The sequence below is a fragment of the Devosia sp. Root413D1 genome (assembly GCF_001425235.1).
In the GTDB taxonomy this organism is placed as follows: Bacteria; Pseudomonadota; Alphaproteobacteria; order Rhizobiales; family Devosiaceae; genus Devosia_A.
Window position 1 is genome coordinate 580,054 of the sequence record NZ_LMEA01000012.1, and the last position, 18,289, is coordinate 598,342.

Annotated in this window: 19 protein-coding genes; 10 read left to right on the forward strand and 9 right to left on the reverse strand. The window is 66.0% G+C overall.

From position 1 onward, the window contains the following. Positions 1–106: 106 nt before the first annotated feature. The 4 genes from ASC89_RS25095 to ASC89_RS25110 form a co-directional block, all read right to left on the reverse strand. The gene (locus ASC89_RS25095; RefSeq protein ID WP_244488542.1) at positions 107–1,072 is read right to left on the reverse strand and encodes a hypothetical protein; all 966 of its coding nucleotides are present in this window, start codon (positions 1,070–1,072) and stop codon (positions 107–109) included. Positions 1,073–1,224: 152 nt separating this feature from the next. Beyond that, entirely contained in the window at positions 1,225–1,596 is a 372-nt protein-coding gene (locus ASC89_RS25100; protein ID WP_055886052.1) for a YciI family protein, read from the reverse strand. A gap of 100 nt (positions 1,597–1,696) precedes the next feature. Then, positions 1,697–3,208: an MFS transporter gene (locus ASC89_RS25105; protein ID WP_082533584.1), complete on the reverse strand. Its 1,512-nt coding sequence runs from the start codon at positions 3,206–3,208 to the stop codon at positions 1,697–1,699. Between the two features lie 3 nt (positions 3,209–3,211). Continuing rightward, on the reverse strand, positions 3,212–3,826 hold the full coding sequence (locus tag ASC89_RS25110; protein WP_162247994.1) for a TetR/AcrR family transcriptional regulator: 615 nt from the start codon (positions 3,824–3,826) through the stop codon (positions 3,212–3,214). A gap of 178 nt (positions 3,827–4,004) precedes the next feature. Between ASC89_RS25110 and ASC89_RS28635 the strand changes: the two genes are divergently transcribed. Continuing rightward, on the forward strand, positions 4,005–4,175 hold the full coding sequence (locus ASC89_RS28635; protein WP_156384763.1) for a hypothetical protein: 171 nt from the start codon (positions 4,005–4,007) through the stop codon (positions 4,173–4,175). A gap of 31 nt (positions 4,176–4,206) precedes the next feature. Further along, complete coding sequence (locus ASC89_RS25115) at positions 4,207–4,911, forward strand: pyrimidine 5'-nucleotidase (protein ID WP_056003136.1); 705 nt, start codon at positions 4,207–4,209, stop codon at positions 4,909–4,911. Positions 4,912–5,191: 280 nt separating this feature from the next. On the opposite strand, the gene ASC89_RS25120 is transcribed toward ASC89_RS25115, so the two are convergent. Then, positions 5,192–6,043, reverse strand: a complete 852-nt coding sequence (locus ASC89_RS25120) for an LOG family protein (protein WP_056003139.1) — start codon at positions 6,041–6,043, stop codon at positions 5,192–5,194. A gap of 121 nt (positions 6,044–6,164) precedes the next feature. Here ASC89_RS25120 and dapD point away from each other — a divergent pair, with 121 nt between their 5' ends. The 5 genes from dapD to ASC89_RS25145 all read left to right on the forward strand — a co-directional run bounded on the left by dapD (position 6,165) and on the right by ASC89_RS25145 (position 9,864). Next, positions 6,165–7,004: a 2,3,4,5-tetrahydropyridine-2,6-dicarboxylate N-succinyltransferase gene (dapD, locus tag ASC89_RS25125; protein ID WP_056003142.1), complete on the forward strand. Its 840-nt coding sequence runs from the start codon at positions 6,165–6,167 to the stop codon at positions 7,002–7,004. Between the two features lie 17 nt (positions 7,005–7,021). Further along, positions 7,022–8,176, forward strand: a complete 1,155-nt coding sequence (gene dapE / locus ASC89_RS25130) for a succinyl-diaminopimelate desuccinylase (RefSeq protein ID WP_056003144.1) — start codon at positions 7,022–7,024, stop codon at positions 8,174–8,176. 103 nt (positions 8,177–8,279) lie between these two features. Next, complete coding sequence (locus ASC89_RS25135) at positions 8,280–8,723, forward strand: hypothetical protein (RefSeq protein WP_056003147.1); 444 nt, start codon at positions 8,280–8,282, stop codon at positions 8,721–8,723. Then, positions 8,720–9,259, forward strand: coding sequence for a hypothetical protein (locus ASC89_RS25140; RefSeq protein ID WP_056003149.1), 540 nt, complete (start codon positions 8,720–8,722; stop codon positions 9,257–9,259). The genes ASC89_RS25135 and ASC89_RS25140 overlap by 4 nt, the downstream gene beginning before the upstream one ends. Further along, positions 9,259–9,864, forward strand: coding sequence for a hypothetical protein (locus ASC89_RS25145; protein ID WP_056003152.1), 606 nt, complete (start codon positions 9,259–9,261; stop codon positions 9,862–9,864). The genes ASC89_RS25140 and ASC89_RS25145 overlap by 1 nt, the downstream gene beginning before the upstream one ends. A 7-nt stretch (positions 9,865–9,871) precedes the next feature. On the opposite strand, the gene truA is transcribed toward ASC89_RS25145, so the two are convergent. The 3 genes from truA to def all read right to left on the reverse strand — a co-directional run bounded on the left by truA (position 9,872) and on the right by def (position 12,211). After that, the gene (gene truA / locus ASC89_RS25150) at positions 9,872–10,609 is read right to left on the reverse strand and encodes a tRNA pseudouridine(38-40) synthase TruA (RefSeq protein ID WP_055886086.1); all 738 of its coding nucleotides are present in this window, start codon (positions 10,607–10,609) and stop codon (positions 9,872–9,874) included. Between the two features lie 16 nt (positions 10,610–10,625). Beyond that, positions 10,626–11,546 (reverse strand): methionyl-tRNA formyltransferase, encoded by a 921-nt coding sequence (gene fmt / locus ASC89_RS25155; RefSeq protein WP_055886088.1) that lies wholly within the window; start codon positions 11,544–11,546, stop codon positions 10,626–10,628. 143 nt (positions 11,547–11,689) lie between these two features. Then, the gene (def, locus tag ASC89_RS25160) at positions 11,690–12,211 is read right to left on the reverse strand and encodes a peptide deformylase (RefSeq protein ID WP_056003155.1); all 522 of its coding nucleotides are present in this window, start codon (positions 12,209–12,211) and stop codon (positions 11,690–11,692) included. Positions 12,212–12,361: 150 nt separating this feature from the next. On the opposite strand from def, the gene ASC89_RS25165 reads away from it, so the two are divergent. Beyond that, positions 12,362–13,540, forward strand: a complete 1,179-nt coding sequence (locus ASC89_RS25165; protein WP_055886093.1) for a DNA recombination protein RmuC — start codon at positions 12,362–12,364, stop codon at positions 13,538–13,540. A 95-nt stretch (positions 13,541–13,635) separates the two neighbouring features. After that, positions 13,636–14,517, forward strand: coding sequence for a dienelactone hydrolase family protein (locus ASC89_RS25170; RefSeq protein WP_056003158.1), 882 nt, complete (start codon positions 13,636–13,638; stop codon positions 14,515–14,517). A 573-nt stretch (positions 14,518–15,090) separates the two neighbouring features. Here the strand turns inward: ASC89_RS25170 and ASC89_RS25175 are convergent. Then, complete coding sequence (locus ASC89_RS25175; RefSeq protein ID WP_055886098.1) at positions 15,091–17,493, reverse strand: bifunctional diguanylate cyclase/phosphodiesterase; 2,403 nt, start codon at positions 17,491–17,493, stop codon at positions 15,091–15,093. A 184-nt stretch (positions 17,494–17,677) separates the two neighbouring features. On the opposite strand from ASC89_RS25175, the gene ASC89_RS25180 reads away from it, so the two are divergent. Then, the gene (locus tag ASC89_RS25180) at positions 17,678–18,136 is read left to right on the forward strand and encodes a hypothetical protein (protein WP_056003161.1); all 459 of its coding nucleotides are present in this window, start codon (positions 17,678–17,680) and stop codon (positions 18,134–18,136) included. Positions 18,137–18,289 lie beyond the last annotated feature (153 nt).

Genomic DNA, 18,289 nt, shown 5'->3' on the forward strand with positions numbered 1-18,289 from the left:
CTCGCCGTCAGATCGTGTCCCACCCGCCGGGCGTGGCGGGTCTCGCCCGGCTGGCGGCTGGTGTGCGGCAGCGGGCGGCTTTCGGTGCGGCTGTGCATGACCGCGCTCACGGCTTGAGCCACGGGGATTCGACGCTCCAGAAGATGGCGTCGACGCCGAGATAGTCGGTGGCGAAGGCGGTGAACTCGTCCTTGGTGAAGGGCTTGCCGGTCTTGTCGTTCTTGTAGGTGAGGGTCGGCTCCTGCACGGCCATGCCGACGAAATCGAGCTTGCCCCTGTACTGGTTGAAGAACGGGTAGGAGTTCTTCATCTGGCCCTTGCGGTAGGGCACGATATCGGGGCCGCCGAGCCCGATGCCGCTGGCGGCGGCGCGCTCGAACAGTCGGCCCATATAGTTGTGGTCGTTCTCCCACTCGCAGGGCCAGAAGTTGACGTACTGCACCACCTTGGAGGTGCTGAACGCCTGGCGCGCGGTGGTGAGGTTTTCCAGTTCGGCGTCGAAATAGGCGTCGCAGCTGAAGCCGGTCTGGTCGCCCTTCATGTCGATGTCGATCGCCGTCTCGGGCAGGTTGACGCCATAGACCTGGCCGTCGAAGCGGGTGGCCAGTGCCTTGAGCAGCTCCTGGTAGCGGGCGCGGACGGCGGGGTTCCACTGCATGGTGGTCCAGCCATAGGCCTCGGCCTTGCCCTCGCCCGGGTTGTCGAGCTGCGGCACGAGGCCACCGCCATACTCGGCGCCCTCGAGCACGTAATCGGGGATGTTGCGGGCCTCGGGCGAAAAGAACCGATCCTGGACCTGGATGAACAGTTTCTTGCCTAACTTGCCGGTCTGCTCGAGGTCGCGCTCGATGGCCGAGAAGTCGTACTCACCCTTTTTGGGCTCCAGCGCACGCCAGTTGTAGACTACCTGCGCCCCGGCAATGTCAGGGCGCTCGAGGATCGCCGCTGCCGCCGCGAGGTCGCCATTGCCGGTGTAGATGAAGTTCTCGGCAGCCTGGACGTTGCCGGCGAGCGCCGTGGCGAGCCCGAAGATGGTGGCGGCGGTGATGCCGAAGATGGTGAGGCTGTTCACGACGACTCCTGTGCGTTTGGTGAGACGCGAGATGGAGCCGCACTTGGCCGGCACCGAGACCGACATGTGGCATTTTATGGAATGTCGTCAGCAATGGTTAGCCAATGGCAAACGGACTCGTCGAGCTCCCCTCCCCCTTGAGGGGAGGGAGGCTAGGTCGGTTTGGGCTGCTGCCAGGAAATCCCCATTTCGGCCCGCACCTCGATGCTGCCGAAGCGGGCCATGGGCTCGCGGCGGGCGATCGCCACGGCCTCCTCGAGGTCACGCGCCTCGATGACGAAGAAGCCGCCCAGGTGCTCCTTGCTTTCGATATACGGGCCGTCGGTGGCGGAGACCTTGCCGCCGCGCGAGCGGACGATGCGGGCAGTGCCGGGCTCCTTCAGCGCCAGGTCGAGGATCAGATGACCGCTGGCGGTCAGCTCGGCGTTCGCCGCCTGGTTGTCGCGATCCATGGCGGCGAGCTCTTCAGGGGTGGCGGCGTCGATCAGCGAGGGGTCGACATGGACGAGGCAGACGTAGCGCATCGGTTTCTCCTCTGGGGTTTCTCTGAGTGGTCGACCGGATGGCGACGGAATCGACATTCACACAGCAAAGAAAAAGGGCGCCCAGAGACGCCCTTTCGCATCAGGCTTCGACGACGACCGGTGGCGCCGCCGGTGCGCCGGCACTCTGGTCGGGGCGCTTGATCTTGAGGAACGGCACGAGGATCACCACCAGGCCGAACGAAATGATCTGGTAGACGATGGCCGGCGCCGCAGCTTCGGCGAAGGCGACATGCGGGGCGTTGCCGGCGGCAAAGCCAGCGGCGAGCTGGGTGAAGAAGATCTGCCCGACCAGCGCCACGCCGATGGCGCCGCCGACCTGCTGGAACGCCTGCAGCGCACCGGAGCCGGCACCGGCATCGCGGGCCGGGACACCCCCCAGCACCGACTGGAACAGCCCGGAGAAGCCGAGGCCGAGACCGAGACCGGCCAGCAGCAGCGGCGGCAGGAAGGTCCAGTGATCGACGCTGTCACCGAGCCCGCCGATGATGAAATCGAGCCAGGTGATGCCGACGACGAGGATCGCCGCGCCGAGCGCCAACCGAGTGCGCAGGTACCTCTGGCCGAGCCGGCCGATGAACAGCGAGACGGCGAGCACGCCGACCGAGAACGGCGTGTTGGTGAGGCCGGACTCGAGCGGGGTGAAGTTGTAGCCCGACTGCAGCAGCAGCGAGATGACCATGAACATGGCCGGCACGCCCGAGGCGAAGATAGTGGTGATGAGCAGGCCGAGCAGATAGTTCGGGTTGCTGATCAGGCTGAAATTGAGCAGTTGCGGCTGATCGATGCGGGCCCGGTGCCGCTCCCAGATGATGAACATGCCGGCGAATAGCAGGCCCACCGCCATCAGGCCCCAAAGCCAGGTCGGCCAACCCAGGGCGTGGCCTTCGACCAGCGGGAAGACCATGGCGACCATGGCGATGCCGAACAGGCCAATGCCGACGAAATCGTTCTTCAGCGTCGGGTGGCCCGGGGTGCGCGGGATCAGGTACCAGCCGGCGATAACGGCAAAGATGCCGAACGGGATGTTGACGAGGAAGATTGGCCGCCAGTCGAGATCGAAGAAGTTGGCGCCGATCAACAGGCCACCGACGATCGGACCGGCGACGGCAGCGAGGCCGGCGCTCAGACCGAACAGCGAGAACGCCTGGCCCTTTTCCTCGGGCGGGAAGGTGACCTGGGCGATGGCGAGCACCTGCGGGGTCATGGCGGCGCCGGCGAGGCCCTGCAGCACGCGGGCGATGATCAGCCACTCGATCGAGGGCGCCAGGCCGCAGAAGGCCGAGGCGAGCGTGAAGGCCGCGACGCCGATGAGGAACATGCGGGTGCGGCCGACGATGTCGCCGAGCCGGCCGAACGGCAACAGGCCCAGCGCGAAGGCCAGCACATAGGCGGCGATGACCCACTCGATCTGCGTCGGGTCGGCGCCGAGATTCTGCTGCAGGCTGGGGAGCGCGACGTTGACGATGGTGACGTCGATGAGATTCATGAAGCTGGCGAGCAGCAGCACGGCGAGCGCCACCCAGCGGCGCGGATCGGCATCGGCCTTGGACTGCGGCGGATGGAACTGCGAAGAAGGGAATTGCGAAGACATGGACTAGTTCCTGGTCGGTGTGGTTGAGCGAACGGCGCGGCGCAGCTCAGCGCACAGGCGTTCGAAATACTGGGGTGAGGTATCGGGGCCGCGGCCGAAGCCGACCAGCGCCCCGATGAACATGCTGGAGGCGGCCTCGGGATCGAGGTCCGCCCGGAAGGTTCCGTCGGCGACGCCGTCGACGAAGATCGCGGCAACCATCTGGTGCCACTTCAAGAGGATCGGCCGCATGGCGGCGTGGATGACTTCGTCGCGCCGTGCCCGCTCCATCAGCTCGGACATCACGGCGAGGGTGTCGCGCTGCTCGTAGAACATCTCGTGGAAGTCGAAGAACTCGTGCTCGAGCCGCTCCAACGGCGACAGGTGGGCGCGTGGCCGCACCAGCGACTGGGCCCGGAAGTCGTCGCGCATGGCACCGGCGACGAGGCCGATCAGCGCCTCCTTGGTGGGGACATGATAGTGCAGCGTCGCGACATTGATGCCGACCCGCGCCGCGATATCGCGGGTGCGCAGGCCCTCAAAGCCCTTCTCGGCAATGAGGTCGCGCGCTGCGGACGCGATGGCGCGGCGACGATCGTCGGTGTTTTCCCGTTTCGGGGCGGGGCTGGTGACGGTCATGGCTTCCTGGCTCGCCGACAATGTCGCGCCAGACGCCGTGATTTCGACGTTTCGCGCCTGGCAGCGCAGCCACATACACCTCGTCGCTCTGTCAATCAAGTGATTGATTGAACGGAATCGTTGGATCGACTTATAGGCGGGCTTTCCGCCTTTCCGGTTTCTTCCCGGTGACAAGAAGATGAGCCAGCAGCTGGGCAAGCTGCCGCGACTGCCGGCCGGGTTTCAGGTTGAGCTCGATGCAGCGCTGCTGGGGCGCGGCGACGCTTCTACCAGCGCGTGGCCGGAGCGCTTCGCGATCATCGAGCGCTTGACCGCCGGGCTGCGCAGCCTTGCACCGAGCGCGGGGTGAAAGTTCCGGCGAAAGCTGCCATATTGGTCGGATGAACGATTTTACTCCTCCGCCCCGCTCGCTCTCCCACGTCACCGACTGGGTGTTCGACCTCGACAACACGCTCTACCCGCGTGAATGCAACCTGTTCGCGCAGATCGACATGCTGATCTCGCACTATATGGTCGGCGTCACGCAGCTGCCGTTCGACGAGGCGCGGGCGCTGCAGAAAGCCTATTACCGCGACTATGGCACGACGCTGAACGGGCTGATGCAGTTGCACGAGGTGGACCCGGACCATTTCCTCAACACCGTGCACGCCATCGACTACTCGCCGGTAGAGGCGCATCCCGACCTGGTCGAAGCGATCAAGGCGCTGCCGGGACGGAAGTTCATCCTCACCAATGGCGATGTCGGGCACGCACGCGCGGTGCTGAACCGGCTGGGCAACGCCGACGCGCTGTTCGAGGACATCTTCGATATCCGCGCCATGAGCTACAAGCCCAAGCCCCTGCCCGAAGCTTATGAGGCGTTCTTCCACAAGCACGGCATCGACGCGCGGCGCGCCGCGATGTTCGACGATCTCGAAAAGAACCTGGTGGTGCCGCACGATACCGGCATGACCACGGTGCAGGTGATCGCCGGCGAAGCTTTCGCGCACGAGCAGGTGGAAGCCTGGGAGCTCGAACGCACCGGCGGCACCCATGTGCACCATGTGACGGCGGACCTGGCTGGGTTTTTGCGGAAGCTGCCGTAAGGGCAGGTTGTGGCGCACACAGTGGCTCCCCACGACCCCCTCTCTGGCGAAAACTAAGGACTTAGCTGCGCTAAGCCCAAGTTTTCGCTTTCTCCCCCGCCAAGGGGGAGAGTCCCGACTGATGCGCCAATGCCAATGGTGGCCACTGATCATCTCCCCCCTTGCGGGGGAGAATGGAATTTCTTGGGCTTAGCTTCTTGGCTAAGCCTTAGAAATTCCAAGAGAGGGGATGCGGAGCCACCGCGCCTCCACGCAAGGCGGCCGTCTCTGTCAGTCTGGTTCAGCTCGCCAGCGTCACTTCCGGCAGGTTGTAGTGTTCGCGGATGACGTTCCAGCCGTCTTCGGCGCTGTCGACGACGGTGAACAGATGCGGATCGTCGGGGGCGATGGTGCCGGCTTCGGCGAGGGCCTCGAAGTTGATCACCTTGTTCCAGAACTCCTTGCCGAACAGCAGCAGCGGCACGCGCTCCATGCGGCCGGTCTGGATCAGGGTCAGCGTCTCGAAGAACTCGTCGAGCGTGCCGAAGCCGCCGGGGAAAATGGCGACGGCGCGGGCGCGTAAGAGGAAGTGAATCTTGCGGGTGGCGAAATAGTGGAAATTGAAGCAGAGGTCGGGCGTGATGTAGGTGTTCGGCGCCTGCTCGTGCGGCAGGACGATGTTAAGGCCGATGCTGGGCGCGCCGACATCGGCGGCGCCGCGATTGCCGGCTTCCATGACGCCGGGACCACCGCCGGTGACCACCACATAATCGCGGAAGTTCAGGGCGCGTGAGGTGAGCGAGGCGTATTGAGCGAAGCGCCGGGCCTCGTCGTAGTAGCGCGAGGCCGCTTCGAGGTTCTTTTTCTGCGTCTCGTTGCGGGCGGCCCAGGCGGGTTTGCCCGGCTCGGGGATACGGGCGCCGCCGAACAGCACGACGGTCGAGCGGATGCCGTGCTCGCGCAGGCGGAACTCGGTCTTCAGATATTCCAGCTGGAAGCGGACGCCGCGGGTGTCCTCACTGGTCATGAACTCTTCGTCGGAGAAGGCGAGCCGGAACGCCGCGGATTCGGTCTGCGGCGTCGAGGGCGCGCGTTTTGCCGCATCCACGTCCTCGACTGAGGTACGAAGCGGGGTATGGGCGCGTCTGGCCATTCTGGCGTCTCCGAATAGTGGCCTTGAGCTTGTCACGGCCGGGGTTAAGGATCGTTGACAGCAGGACCGGGCCGGATAATGTCCGGCGCGCCGTCCTGCCACCCGACCGAAAGCACTTGTCATGTCGTATGCCGATCTCGCCCAGACCATCGATGCCGCCTGGGAGGCGCGCACCGAGATCAGCTCCAGTACGCAAGGCGCAGTGCGCGAGGCGGTGGAGACAGCGCTCGAACTGCTCGACAGCGGCAAGGCGCGCGTTGCCGAGAAGTCTGGCGACGGTTGGACGGTCAATCAATGGCTGAAGAAGGCGGTGCTGCTGAGCTTCCGGCTCAACGACAACGCGGTGATCCAGGGCCCCGGTGGCACCACCTGGTGGGACAAGGTGCCCTCGAAGTTCGAAGGCTGGGGCGAGAACCGTTTTCGTGAGGCCGGCTTCCGGGCGGTTCCCGGCTCCATCGTGCGACGCGGCTCGCATATCGGCCGCGGCGTCGTGCTGATGCCGAGCTTCGTCAATATCGGCGCCTTCGTCGACGAGAACTCGATGGTCGATGGCTGGGCCACGGTCGGCTCGTGCGCGCAGATCGGCAAGAACGTGCACCTTTCGGGCGGCGTCGGCATCGGCGGCGTGCTGGAGCCGATGCAGGCCGGCCCGACCATCATCGAGGACAACTGCTTTATCGGCGCCCGCTCCGAGGTGGTCGAGGGCGTGGTGGTCGGCGAGGGCTCGGTGCTGTCGATGGGCGTCTATATCGGCGCCTCGACCAAGATCGTCGACCGGGCGACCGGCGAAATCCATATCGGCAAGGTGCCGCCCTACTCCGTGGTGGTCTCGGGCAACCTGCCGGGCAAGCCGCTCCCCAACGGCCAGCCGGGCCCGAGCCTTTATTGCGCAGTGATCGTCAAGACGGTCGACGCGCAGACGCGGTCGAAGACCGGCATCAACGAGCTGTTGCGCGACTGACAGGGACGGACGAGACAATGACGCTCGCAGAGGGGATCAACCCCGTCCAGCTTCTCGCCGACCTGATCCGCCAGCCCTCAGTCACGCCGGAGCTGCATGGCGCGTTCGACGTGCTCGAGGCGGCCTTGGTGCCGCTGGGGTTCAGCTGCGAGCGCGTACGGTTCGAGGGGGATGGGTCCTATCCGGTCGACAACCTGTTCGCGACGCGCGGCAGCGAGGGCCGGCATCTGCTGTTTGCCGGGCATACCGACGTGGTGCCGCCGGGCGACACGGCGGCTTGGCGGTACCAGCCGTTTGCCGCCGAGATCGTTGACGGGACGATCTATGGACGCGGCGCCGCCGACATGAAATCGGGGATCGCGGCGTTTATCGCGGCGATCGCACGGGCGCCGGAGACTGGGCGCATCTCACTCGCCATCACCAATGATGAGGAAGCCGACGCGGTCAACGGCACCGACAAGCTGATGGCCTGGGCGGAAGCTCAGGGTCACCGCTTCGATTTCGCCATCGTCGGCGAGCCGAGCGCCACGGCGCGGGTGGGCGACAGCATCAAGGTGGGGCGGCGCGGCTCGCTCAACGGGCAGATCCGGGTGACCGGCACGCAGGGGCATGTCGCCTATCCCGACAAGGCCAACAACCCGCTGCCGACGGCGGCGCTGCTGATCGGGGCGCTGACCGGCAAGCTCGATGACGGCACCGAGCATTTTCCGCCCTCGAACCTCGAATTCACCTCGGCCGATGTCGGCAACGAGACCACCAACGTCATCCCGGCCTCGGTGCTGCTGCGCTTCAATGTGCGCTACAATGACCGCTGGACGCCGGAGAGCCTGATCGCCGCGATCGAAGAGGTGATCGGGAGCCAGGATTTGCGCGAGTGCAGCGCCGAGTTCACGGTGGTCGGCCGTCCTTCCCGCTCATTCCTGTCGCCGCTCGGTGGTGGCGTCGAAACGTTGGTCGAGACCATCGCCCGGCGCACCGGCATTCCGCCGGAACTGTCGACCGGCGGCGGTACGTCGGACGCTCGGTTCATCGCGGAATATTGCCCGGTGGTGGAGTTCGGGCTGCCCGGGCCGACAATGCACAAGGTGGACGAGAACGTCCGCGTCACCGATGTCGAGGACCTGGCGGCGCTCTATGCGCAGTTCATCGCCGACTACCTGGGGACCGAGTAATGGCAGCAGGCTTTCTCGGCGCTGTGGGCGTCGCAACGCAGCCGCGTTCGGCCGGGCGCCGGCGAGCGATGAAGCGGCGGCGGGCGTAAGCTGGACCCATGCTGTGACCGGCATCGTCGTGATGCTGTTGCTGCAGGCAGTGCTGCTGGTGGTGCCGTTTGCCCCTGCACTGCCCGAGGCGTTGCGGGCGGTGGTCGATTTCGCCCTTCTGGCGCTGGTGATGACAGCGGTGCCGTTCGTCGTGGTCGGCGGCGCCGGGCTGCTGCTCGATAAGCGCGATCGGCTGCCGGCGCTGTTTCTGTTTCTCGCGGTGGTGCTGGCGCTGAGCCAGCTCGTCGGCATCATCCTCGGGGCGTTCGGGGTCGGTGCCGGTACGGCGATGATCGGCATCCTCGGCTATTTCTCGGCTCGGGCGGCGAAGAGCCTGTTTGGCGTCGGCTGGGGCGGCGCCATACTGATCGGCGTGCTGGTGGCACTCGGCACCTTCGCCGCGAGCTTCCTGCTGCTGGCGCTGCCGACCGGGCAGGCGATGATGGCGGCGCCGTGAACGCCTTCGGCGAGCTGTGGCGCGCCATTGTCGGCTGGCTCGACCTGTTGGCGGCTCGCCCCGGCGCGGCGCAGAAATTTAACCTCACCGGTCTCGGCCTCATCAATGCCACCGGCTGTTTCTTTGCCGTGGTGCTGGCACTGATCCTCATCGAGAGTTCGCTCAGCGGCTTTCCCGGCTGGGCGACGGTCGTCCTCAGCCTTGTCGCCAATGCCCTGCAGCTCGGCGTCGTATGGGTGGTGATCGCAGTAACGGCGCGGGTGTTACGGACGCCTTCCGTGGCGATGGCCGTGCCCGCCACCTACGCTGTGGCGTTCATCCTCGGGCTGTCGCTGCCGCTGGCCTATCTCTGCGGATCGAACATTCTCACGGCGACGCTCGGGGTCATCGGCTTTATGCTGTTCCGGGTGGCGCGCGAGGTCGGCAAACTCAGGATCGGCATTTCCGCCGCGTTTGCCATTCTTTCGATTGTCGCGCTTGTCGCCACCCGAGTCGGGCTCTACATGCTGACCACCGGACTGAACGGGGTCGGCTAGTGCCTGAACGCAGCAACGATATCTGGAACGAGGTGGCCTCGGCCGCCCGCGGCGTTGTGGCGCTGGTGATCGGTGACCGCCGGGCCAATGGCTATTTCGACTTCTCCGATCGCGGGCTGGTCGGCAGCTTCATCGCCTTCCTGGTGGTGGCGCTGCTCAACACCGCGGTGCCGCTGGTGCTGGGCGTGCCCGGAACGAGCGGTACGGCGTTCCGGGCCATTGCCACGGTGATTATCGTGCTGGCGCTGCAGATCGGCGCGGCGGCCCTGGTGCTGCGCCAGCTGAAGCGGTCCGATGCGCTGGTGCCCTACATCGTGGTCGACAACTGGGCGACCTTTTTCCTGACCATCGCCACGACGCTGCTCGGACTGGTGGGCGCCGGCGGCGAGCTGATGTTCATCGCCACGGGCATCGTGATCATCATCATCATGATCAACATCGCCCGGCTCATCCTGACGCTGACGCCCTGGCAGATCGCCTCATTCCTCGTGGTGCAACTGATCAGCGGCGTGATTGCACTGTTCGTGGTGAGCGCGGTGTTCCCGCTGTCGCCGGAGCAGTTGGCCGAACTGACGGCCGGCGCTGGAGCGGCTACGGCCCCCTGAAGCGCTGTCAGTAATCCACCTTGGTGAGGTAGAGCCCGTCGGGCGGGGCGAGCGGGCCGCAGCGGGCGCGATCGCGCGCATCGAGGGCAGCGCGGAAATCGCTTGGGCGCCATTTGCCGTCGCCCACCAGCTTCAGTGAGCCGACCATCGAGCGCACCTGCGAATGGAGGAAGCTCCGCGCCTTGGCGGTGACGATGATCATCTCGGCCTGCCGCGACACGGTGAAGATGTCGAGAGTGCGATCGGGCGACTTGGCCTGGCACTCGGCGGCGCGGAAGGTGGTGAAGTCGTGCTTGCCGAGGATCAGCTGCGCCGCCCTGTGCATCGCATCGGCATCGAGAGGCACCGGCACGTGCCAGACGCGGCCAGCATCGAGGCCGGGCCGGGCACGTCGGTTGAGGATGCGGTATTCGTAGTGCCGGGCGATGGCCGAGAAGCGGGCCTCGAAGCTTTCATCGACGCGATCGGCAGTGAGAATGGCCACCGGGTGCGGCTTGGTGTGATAGTTCAGCGCCTCGCGCACCTTGAATGGATCCCAGTCGCGCTCGAGGTCGAAATGCACCACCTGGCCGAGGGCATGCACGCCCGCATCGGTGCGACCGGCGGCCTGGGTGACGACGCTTTCACCGGAAAAGCGCTCGATCGCCTCCTCGAGCAGCTGCTGCACGGAGAGATCGCCCGCCTGCCGCTGCCAGCCGCAGAAGGGGCGGCCGTCGTATTCGATCGAGAGACGGTAGCGGGGCATCGCTAGAAAGGCCCCCTCACGATGCCCGCTCCGGCAACGCCCCTGCCCCACGCAGGAACGTCGCGGCGTCCATGGCGCCCTTACCTTCGCGCTGCACCATGGTGAGGCGGACGGCGCCGGCGCCGCAGGCGATGGTGAGGTCGGGAAGGATGGTGCCCGGGGCGCCCTCTGCGGCGACCAGCGTCGAGCGCAGCGCCTTGATGCGGGTGGGCGTGCCGTTAAGGCTCAGCTCGAACCAGGCGCCGGGGAATGGCGAGAGGCCGCGGATCAGGTTGTGCACCTCGCTCGCGGGCTTCGTCCAATCGATGCGGGCCTCGGCCTTGTCGATCTTACTGGCGTAGGTAACGCCCGCTTCCGGCTGTGGGGTGAAATGCAGGCTGCCACGGTCGAGCGCGGCGAGCGCCCGGCCCATCAGGTCGGCGCCGACCAGCATCATCCGGTCGTGCAGCTCGCCCGAGGTCATGTCGGGACCGATGGGCATTTCCTCGATCAGGCCGACGGCGCCGGTATCGAGGCCCTCGTCCATCTGCATCACCATGATGCCGGTGCGCGCGTCGCCCGCCATGACCGCCCGCTGGATCGGCGCGGCGCCGCGCCAGCGCGGCAGCAGCGAGCCATGGAGGTTGAGGCAGCCGAGCCGCGGGGCCTCGAGGATTGGCTTAGGCAGGATCAGGCCATAGGCGACGACCACCCCCACATCAGCATCGAGCGAGGCAAACACCTCCTGCTCGGGCGCCTGCTTCAGCGAGCGCGGGGTGAACACCGGGATGCCGAAGCCCTCGGCCGCCTCATGCACCGGCGACTTACGCTCCGCCTGGCCGCGGCCGGCGGGTTTTGGCGCACGCGTATAGACGGCGACCACCTCGTGGCCGGTCGAGACGATCTCGGTGAGGGTGGGCACGGCGAATTCCGGCGTGCCCATGAAGATGATTTTCATACGACCTCTCAGTCGGGATTTCGGGAGGCGCCGATGTTGGTGGTCGCCCCCTCCACCAGCTTCGCTGGTCCCCACGCGGTGAAGGCCTGAGGCCTTCATCCGCCTCCCCCGCTACGCAGGGGAGGACCACCGAGAGTCCAAGCTCAGCCCGCTTTCTTGGCGAGGCGCTCGGCCTTCTGGAACTTCTTCAGCACGCGGTCGCGCTTCAGCCGGCTCAGGTAGTCGATGTAGAGCACGCCATCGAGGTGATCGAGCTCGTGCTGGACGCAGACCGCCAGGCGATCCTTGGCGTCGAGCTCCACTTCCTTGCCGTCGAGATCGGTGTAGCGGACGGTGACCTCAGCCGGACGCTCGACATCATAGTAGAGCTCGGGGATGGAGAGGCAGCCTTCCTCGGTGGTGACGGTCTCTTCGGAGTATTTGAGAATCTCGGGGTTGATCATGACCAGCGGCGCGGCCGGCTCGTCTTCCTTGGCGAGGTCCATGACGACGATACGTTTCAGCTCGCCGATCTGCGGCGCGGCGAGGCCAATGCCCGGCGCGTCGTACATGGTTTCGAGCATGTCCTTGGCGAGCTGCTTGATGCCATCGTCGATCTTCTCGATCGGCTCTGCAATGGCGCGCAGGCGCTCGTCGGGCAGGATCAGGATGGGGCGCTTGGCCATGAACGTTCAGTCCTTCATCGGGGGTTGCCGCTGAATATGGTATTTCCCGGGCGCCGGTCAACGGCCAGCCGGTTTACGCTCTGTTTACGCCAATTGCGGCGCCGAAGAACAATGCGGGAACAACGGCGTCGAATCGTGTAAGCTGAGGCGATGGATCGAGTGCTTTTCGTCATCGCCGACTTCCCCGTCACGCTTGAGATCGCCGCCTATGCGGCTGTGGGAGTCGTCGCGGCCCTCTTGGTGGCGCTGCTCGTCGTGGTGGTGCGCCAGTCGCGCGCCCGGGCGGAAGAGGCAGAGCAGCGCGCCGAAGAGGCAGCCGCGGCGCAGCTCAAGGCGCAGGAGACCGAGCGCTACATCGCCGACATGGTTCGCGTGCAGTCGGAGATGACCGGCCGGATGCAGACGATGAGCGAGATTTTTGGCTCGCGCACCTCCGACCTGGCACGGCTGGTGAACGAACGGCTCGACAGCCAGGGCCAGCGCATCGGCGCGGTCATGCAGGAGAGCAACGTCAAGACCAACGAGAGCCTGGCGAAGCTCCAGGAACGGCTGGCGGTGATCGACCGGGCGCAATCCAACATCACCCAGCTCAGCCAGAATGTGGTGTCGCTGCAGTCGATCCTCGCCAACAAGCAGACGCGCGGCGCGTTCGGCCAGGGCCGGATGGAAGCGATCATCGGCGATGGGCTGGCGCAGAACGCCTATGCGTTCCAGGCGACGCTGTCGAACGGCAGCCGCCCCGATGCGCTGGTCTATATGCCGAACGGGGCGCCGTCGCTGGTGATCGACGCCAAGTTCCCGCTGGAGAGCTGGCAGGGCTTTTCAGGTGCCGGTGACGGCGAGGACCCGCGTTTCGCGGCCAGCCGGTTCCGCAACGACATGGGCGTCCATATCAAGGCGATCTCGGAAAAATACCTGATCGCCGGGGAGACCGCTGACACGGCCTTCCTGTTCGTGCCGTCGGAATCGATCTTTGCGGACCTGCACGAACATTTCGAGGATGTGGTGCAGCGTGCGCTGAAGGCGCGCATCGTCATCGTCTCGCCGTCAATCCTGATGCTGTCCATCCAGGTGGTGCAGGCGCTGCTGCGCGACGTAAAGATGCGCGAAGAGGCCTATCGCATCCAGACCGAGGTGCGGGCGCTATTGACCGATGTCGGCCGGCTGGACGAGCGGGTGCGCAAGCTCCAGACCCACTTCACCCAGGCCGCCGGGGATATCGGCGACATCGTCACCTCGTCCTCGAAGATCGTGAAGCGCGGCGAGCGGATCGAGGCGATGGAGTTCGATGAAGCCCGGCCGGAGCCGCAGCGGCTCGCCGGCGAATAGCCTGCTCACATCGCCTCACAAGCGTGCGAGCGTCATCCCCAAGTCCGGTTGCACGCCTTAGCCTCCCTCGCGTCAAAATGCAGGAGGACGGCGAAATGGACGAGAGGGATACACCCCAGATCTCGCAGGAGATGATTAATCTCTTCGACGACTACACCCACCTGAGCCTCGACCGCCGTAAGTTCATGGACAATCTCGCCAAGCTCGCAGGCTCGATGAGCGCGGCGACGGTGGCAGCGGCGCTGATGGCATCAAACGCCAAGGCGCAGGGTCTGGTGCCGGAGGACGATGCGCGGCTGGTTGTCGAGGACGTGACCTATCCGGGCGCGAAAGGCGAGATGCGCGGCTACCTCGCCTACCCTGCCGAGGGCGGACCGTTCGGAGCGGTGATCGTGGTGCACGAGAATCGCGGGCTCAATGCGCACACCAGGGACGTGGCGCGGCGCGTGGCGCTCGAGGGCTTCGTGGCGCTGGCGCCCGACTTCCTCTCCGACCTCGGCGGCACGCCCGCCGACGAGGAGGCGGCGCGGCCGATGTTCCAGCAGTTGCCGGCGGCAGACGTGGCGGCCAATGGTGTCGCGACCATCGCCTGGCTGAAGACCCATGCGAAGGTCAACGGCAAGGTCGGCGCCATGGGCTTCTGCTGGGGCGGCGGCACGGTCAATAACCTCGCGACAGTGGCGCCCGACCTCCTCGCGGCGGTGCCCTACTATGGCGGGCAACCGGATGCCGCGGCGGTGCCCAACATCAAGGCCAAGGTGATGGCGCACTATGGCGGGCTCGATGAGCGGATCAACGCCGGCATCCCCGCCTTCGAGGCAGCGCTGAAGGCCGCCGGGATCGACCACCAGATCTTCATCTACGAGGGCGCCAACCACGCCTTCAACAACGACACCTCGGCCGCGCGCTACAGCAAGGAAGCGTCCGACCTGGCCTGGTCGCGAACGATCGGGCTGTTCCGCGAGGTGCTCGCCTGAGCGCAGCCGGAGAGCGCGGGGACGGAGGTGCGCCCCTGCGCCACAAGAAAGCTCGGAGAGCGCCTTCTCCCACGTGGGAGAAGGCAGCCGGCCGTTACTTCCGCCAGCGCAGCGGATCGTCGATCGGCCGAGGCGATGGTGGCAGGCCGATATCGCGCCGGAGGCTGTCGGGGAGTTGCGGCTCACGGCGCAGTTTTCCCCAGCGGATCCAGGATAGCAGCCAGTTTCGCCAGCCGGGGCGACGGGCAACGTCGCGGCTGGAAGCGGGGGCAGTGGCCTCAGATTCTGTCATAGCCAAGCAGGCGCGTGGCGCCTGTCTCCTTGTTACGAGGGGAAGGCGCCAGCGAATGAAAAAGGCCCTCGGCCCGGCGATATCCGCCGGAGCCTGGGCCTTTGCCATCGTAGCGATGTGGTTAGAGGTGCGCCGGCAAGCGGCGGCTAAGCCCTATCGTCGGCGCATCACAAAACTCGCAGACATGGTCCATACCTCCATCGACCGCGGCACTGAGCGCCACGGACAACATGGAAGCTAGGCGGCCTGTCCGCTCGACGCAAGGCCGCCGCCGCGCGGAGCTAGCCGGCCAGTGCCTGCAGGGGCGGCGGCAGGATGCTGTCGAGCAGCTTGGTCCTGCCCTCGGTAAGCGCAGCGAAGGTCCGGATGTCTTCCGGGCGGCTCAGCAGATAGCCCTGCGCCGTCTGGCAGACCTCGCTCTTGAGGAACGCCAGCTCCTCGGCCCGTTCGACGCCTTCGGCGACAACCGGAACGTTCAAGCCGCTGCCCAGACCCAGTACCGCCCGCACGATGGCGGCCGACTGGTCATTGTTGTCGACGGCGCGGATGAAGGACTGATCGACCTTGATCTTACTGAACGGGAAAGCGCGGAGGTTCGCCAGCGACGAGTAGCCGGTGCCGAAATCGTCCATGGCGATGCGGACGCCGAGCGCCCGGATCTGCCTGAGCGTCGTTACGGCCCGCATCATGTCGCGGATCAGCGCCGTTTCGGTGATCTCCACCTCGAGCCGGGCCGGCGACAGGCCGGTGCTGATCAGCACCTCGTGCACGGTCTGCGCGAAGGTGGGCGAATGCACCTGCACTGCCGAAACGTTCACCGCCACCGAAAGCGGCGACTTCCAGCGCGCCGCTTCGCTGGCGGCGGCACGCAGCACCCACTCGCCGATCTGCAGGATCAGCCCGCTCTCCTCGGCCACCGGCACGAACACCGACGGTGGAATCTCGCCGCGTTCCGGATGCTTCCAGCGGACCAGCGCCTCGAAGCCGGTGACTTCGCCCGACTGGATATCGACCTGCGGCTGATAGACGAGGCGCAACTGATTGCGCGACACGGCGTGGCGCAGGTCATGCTCGAGCATGCGGCGGTCCCGCACTTCGGCGCCCATGGCGTTCTCGAAGAAGCGGTAGATGCCGCGCCCATCCTGCTTGGCGCGATAGAGCGCCGTGTCGGCATGAGTCATCAGCTGCTCGGCGGTATCGGCGTTATCAGGGAACAGTGCGATGCCGATCGACGCGGAGATCAGTGCACCGCCGGCCGATTGCTCGTTGTTGCGGCGGAAGCCGTCGAGGATCTGCTCGGCGATGCGACCGGCGCGGGCCGGCGTGCCGATATCCCCAAGCAGCACTGCAAACTCGTCGCCGCCCAGGCGCGCGGCGTCACCGACACCCTCGATGGCGCCGAGCAGCGCCTGGCCGACGCGCTGCAGCAAGGCATCGCCGGCGGCGTGCCCGAACAGGTCGTTGACCTCCTTGAAGCGATCGAGATCGAGGCAGAGCACGGCGAAGCTCTGCTCGTGACGCCGCGCGTGGCTGATCTCGTCCTCAAGCTTGCGCGAAAAGCTCACCCGGTTGGGGAGGCCCGTCAACGCATCATGGTGGGCGAGGAAGCGGATATGCTGCTCGGCCTGCTTGCGGGCCGAGAGATCGCGGATGGCGATGGCCTGGTGTGGCTGGCCGGCGAAATCCACCTGGCGCAGGATGACTTCGGCAGGCACCGCGCCGAAGCCGGTCTTCAGGTCGGTCTCGACCGCGATGTTGGGTCGCTCGAGCAGCATGGAGCAAGCGGCCGAACCGAGGAATTCCGAAAGCTGCCGGCCGCTGACCGAAGCCTGCGGCAGGTCGACCATGGAGAGAAAGCTCTGGTTGGCGGTGACGATTTCGCCACCGCGCACCACCAGGAGGCCCTCCACCGCGGCATCGGCGAGGCCGCGCATGCGGTCGCTCTCGGCGAGAGTGCGGCGGCGATCGAGCAGGTCGAGGTAGGTACCACCAAGTGCAAACACCAGGATCATCACCGAGACCAGCGCGACGACGATCGATAGCCATTGCGGCGTCTGGTCTTCGGCAGAGACCACCGGGAAGCAGTTCTCCAGCCCCGCTGCTCCCATGGCAGTGAAATGCATGGCGCAGATGGCAAGCGTGAGGAGGATCGTGGCACGGATGCGGTGGCGCAGGGTGTGTCCGTTCACTGCGAAATAGATCGACGCTCCGGCAAGGGCCACGCCCAGCAGCACGGACACGGCGACCAGCGGCGAAGCCCAGGCAATGCCGCCGCCGATCAGCAGCGAGGCCATGCCGGTATAATGCATCAGGGCGATACCGAGGCCGATGACGGCGCCGCCGAGCACGGAATCGGAACGGCGGGTGCCGAGCGCGGCGAACCACAGGCCACCCCCGACGATCGAGATGGCGATGCTGAGTGAAACCAGGGTGAGCGGCAGGTCGTAGCCAACCGGCATGCCGGCATTGAACGAGAGCATGGCGACGAAATGCGTCGCCCAGATGCCGAAGCCGACGGAGAAGGCGGCGACTGCCAGCCAGACCCGTTGCATGGCGCCTGTGGTGCGGCGGGCATGATGGAGCAGGGTAATGCCGGCAAAAGCGGAGAGCGCACAAACCAAAGCCGCCAGGGCCACCAGGCGGAGGTCGTGTTGCTCGAAGAGCGTAGTCAGTACAGTTTGCAAGATGGCGCGTCCTTCTGGAGCCAATGCCACTGCTCTCGGCCCCCACTGGTGAAGGGAGTGTTGCGCCCGCAGCTGTGACTTGTACTTAATCGCTCACGTCTGGAGACGGCGTAAACGGAGGCTTAAGATATGGGCTGAACCCGTCGCTGGGTGTGTGCGTTACTGCTCACTGAGGGAGGCGCCGATGATCTCGAACCATTTTCGCGGCTTGATCGCCGAGGACACGCCGGCCGGCAATGACGGCGACACACCCGGCTTTGCCCAGCCGGTGAGCCAGACCGAGATCGAAGAGCTGCTCTATGGCGACGACTGGCCGGCGGTCGAGCGGCTGGCACGGCTGCTGGCGATCCGCGACGAGCTCAGCAACCTCGAAGCGACGGATTTCGGCGATGACGATCCGCGCACCCTGATCGGCGCCATCGACGAAGCGGTCGCCCAGCTCAATGGGCTCGCCGGCGAAGGCATGGACCCGACCTCGGTCGACCACGATCCGGCGGCGCATCGCGAAACGCTGTCGCCCGATTCCGACGAGCTCGAGGCAATCGAGGCAGCCGATGAGGCCTCGCTCGAAGACGAGCCGGAAAGCGCTATCGACAAGAGCCAGTGGATCGACGGCGACGGGCTGGACCGGGGCGAGGGTTAGTCTGGAGCGGACTGCACGCGATTCATCTGTTAGCGCCTCCCTCCCCCTTGAGGGTGTATAGACCGGGGAGATGGTGGACGGGTGTTCGGAGACATGGTGGACGGATTTGGCATGAAGGGCGGGGAGGCCGGCATGCCATTTTCGGATCGTTCA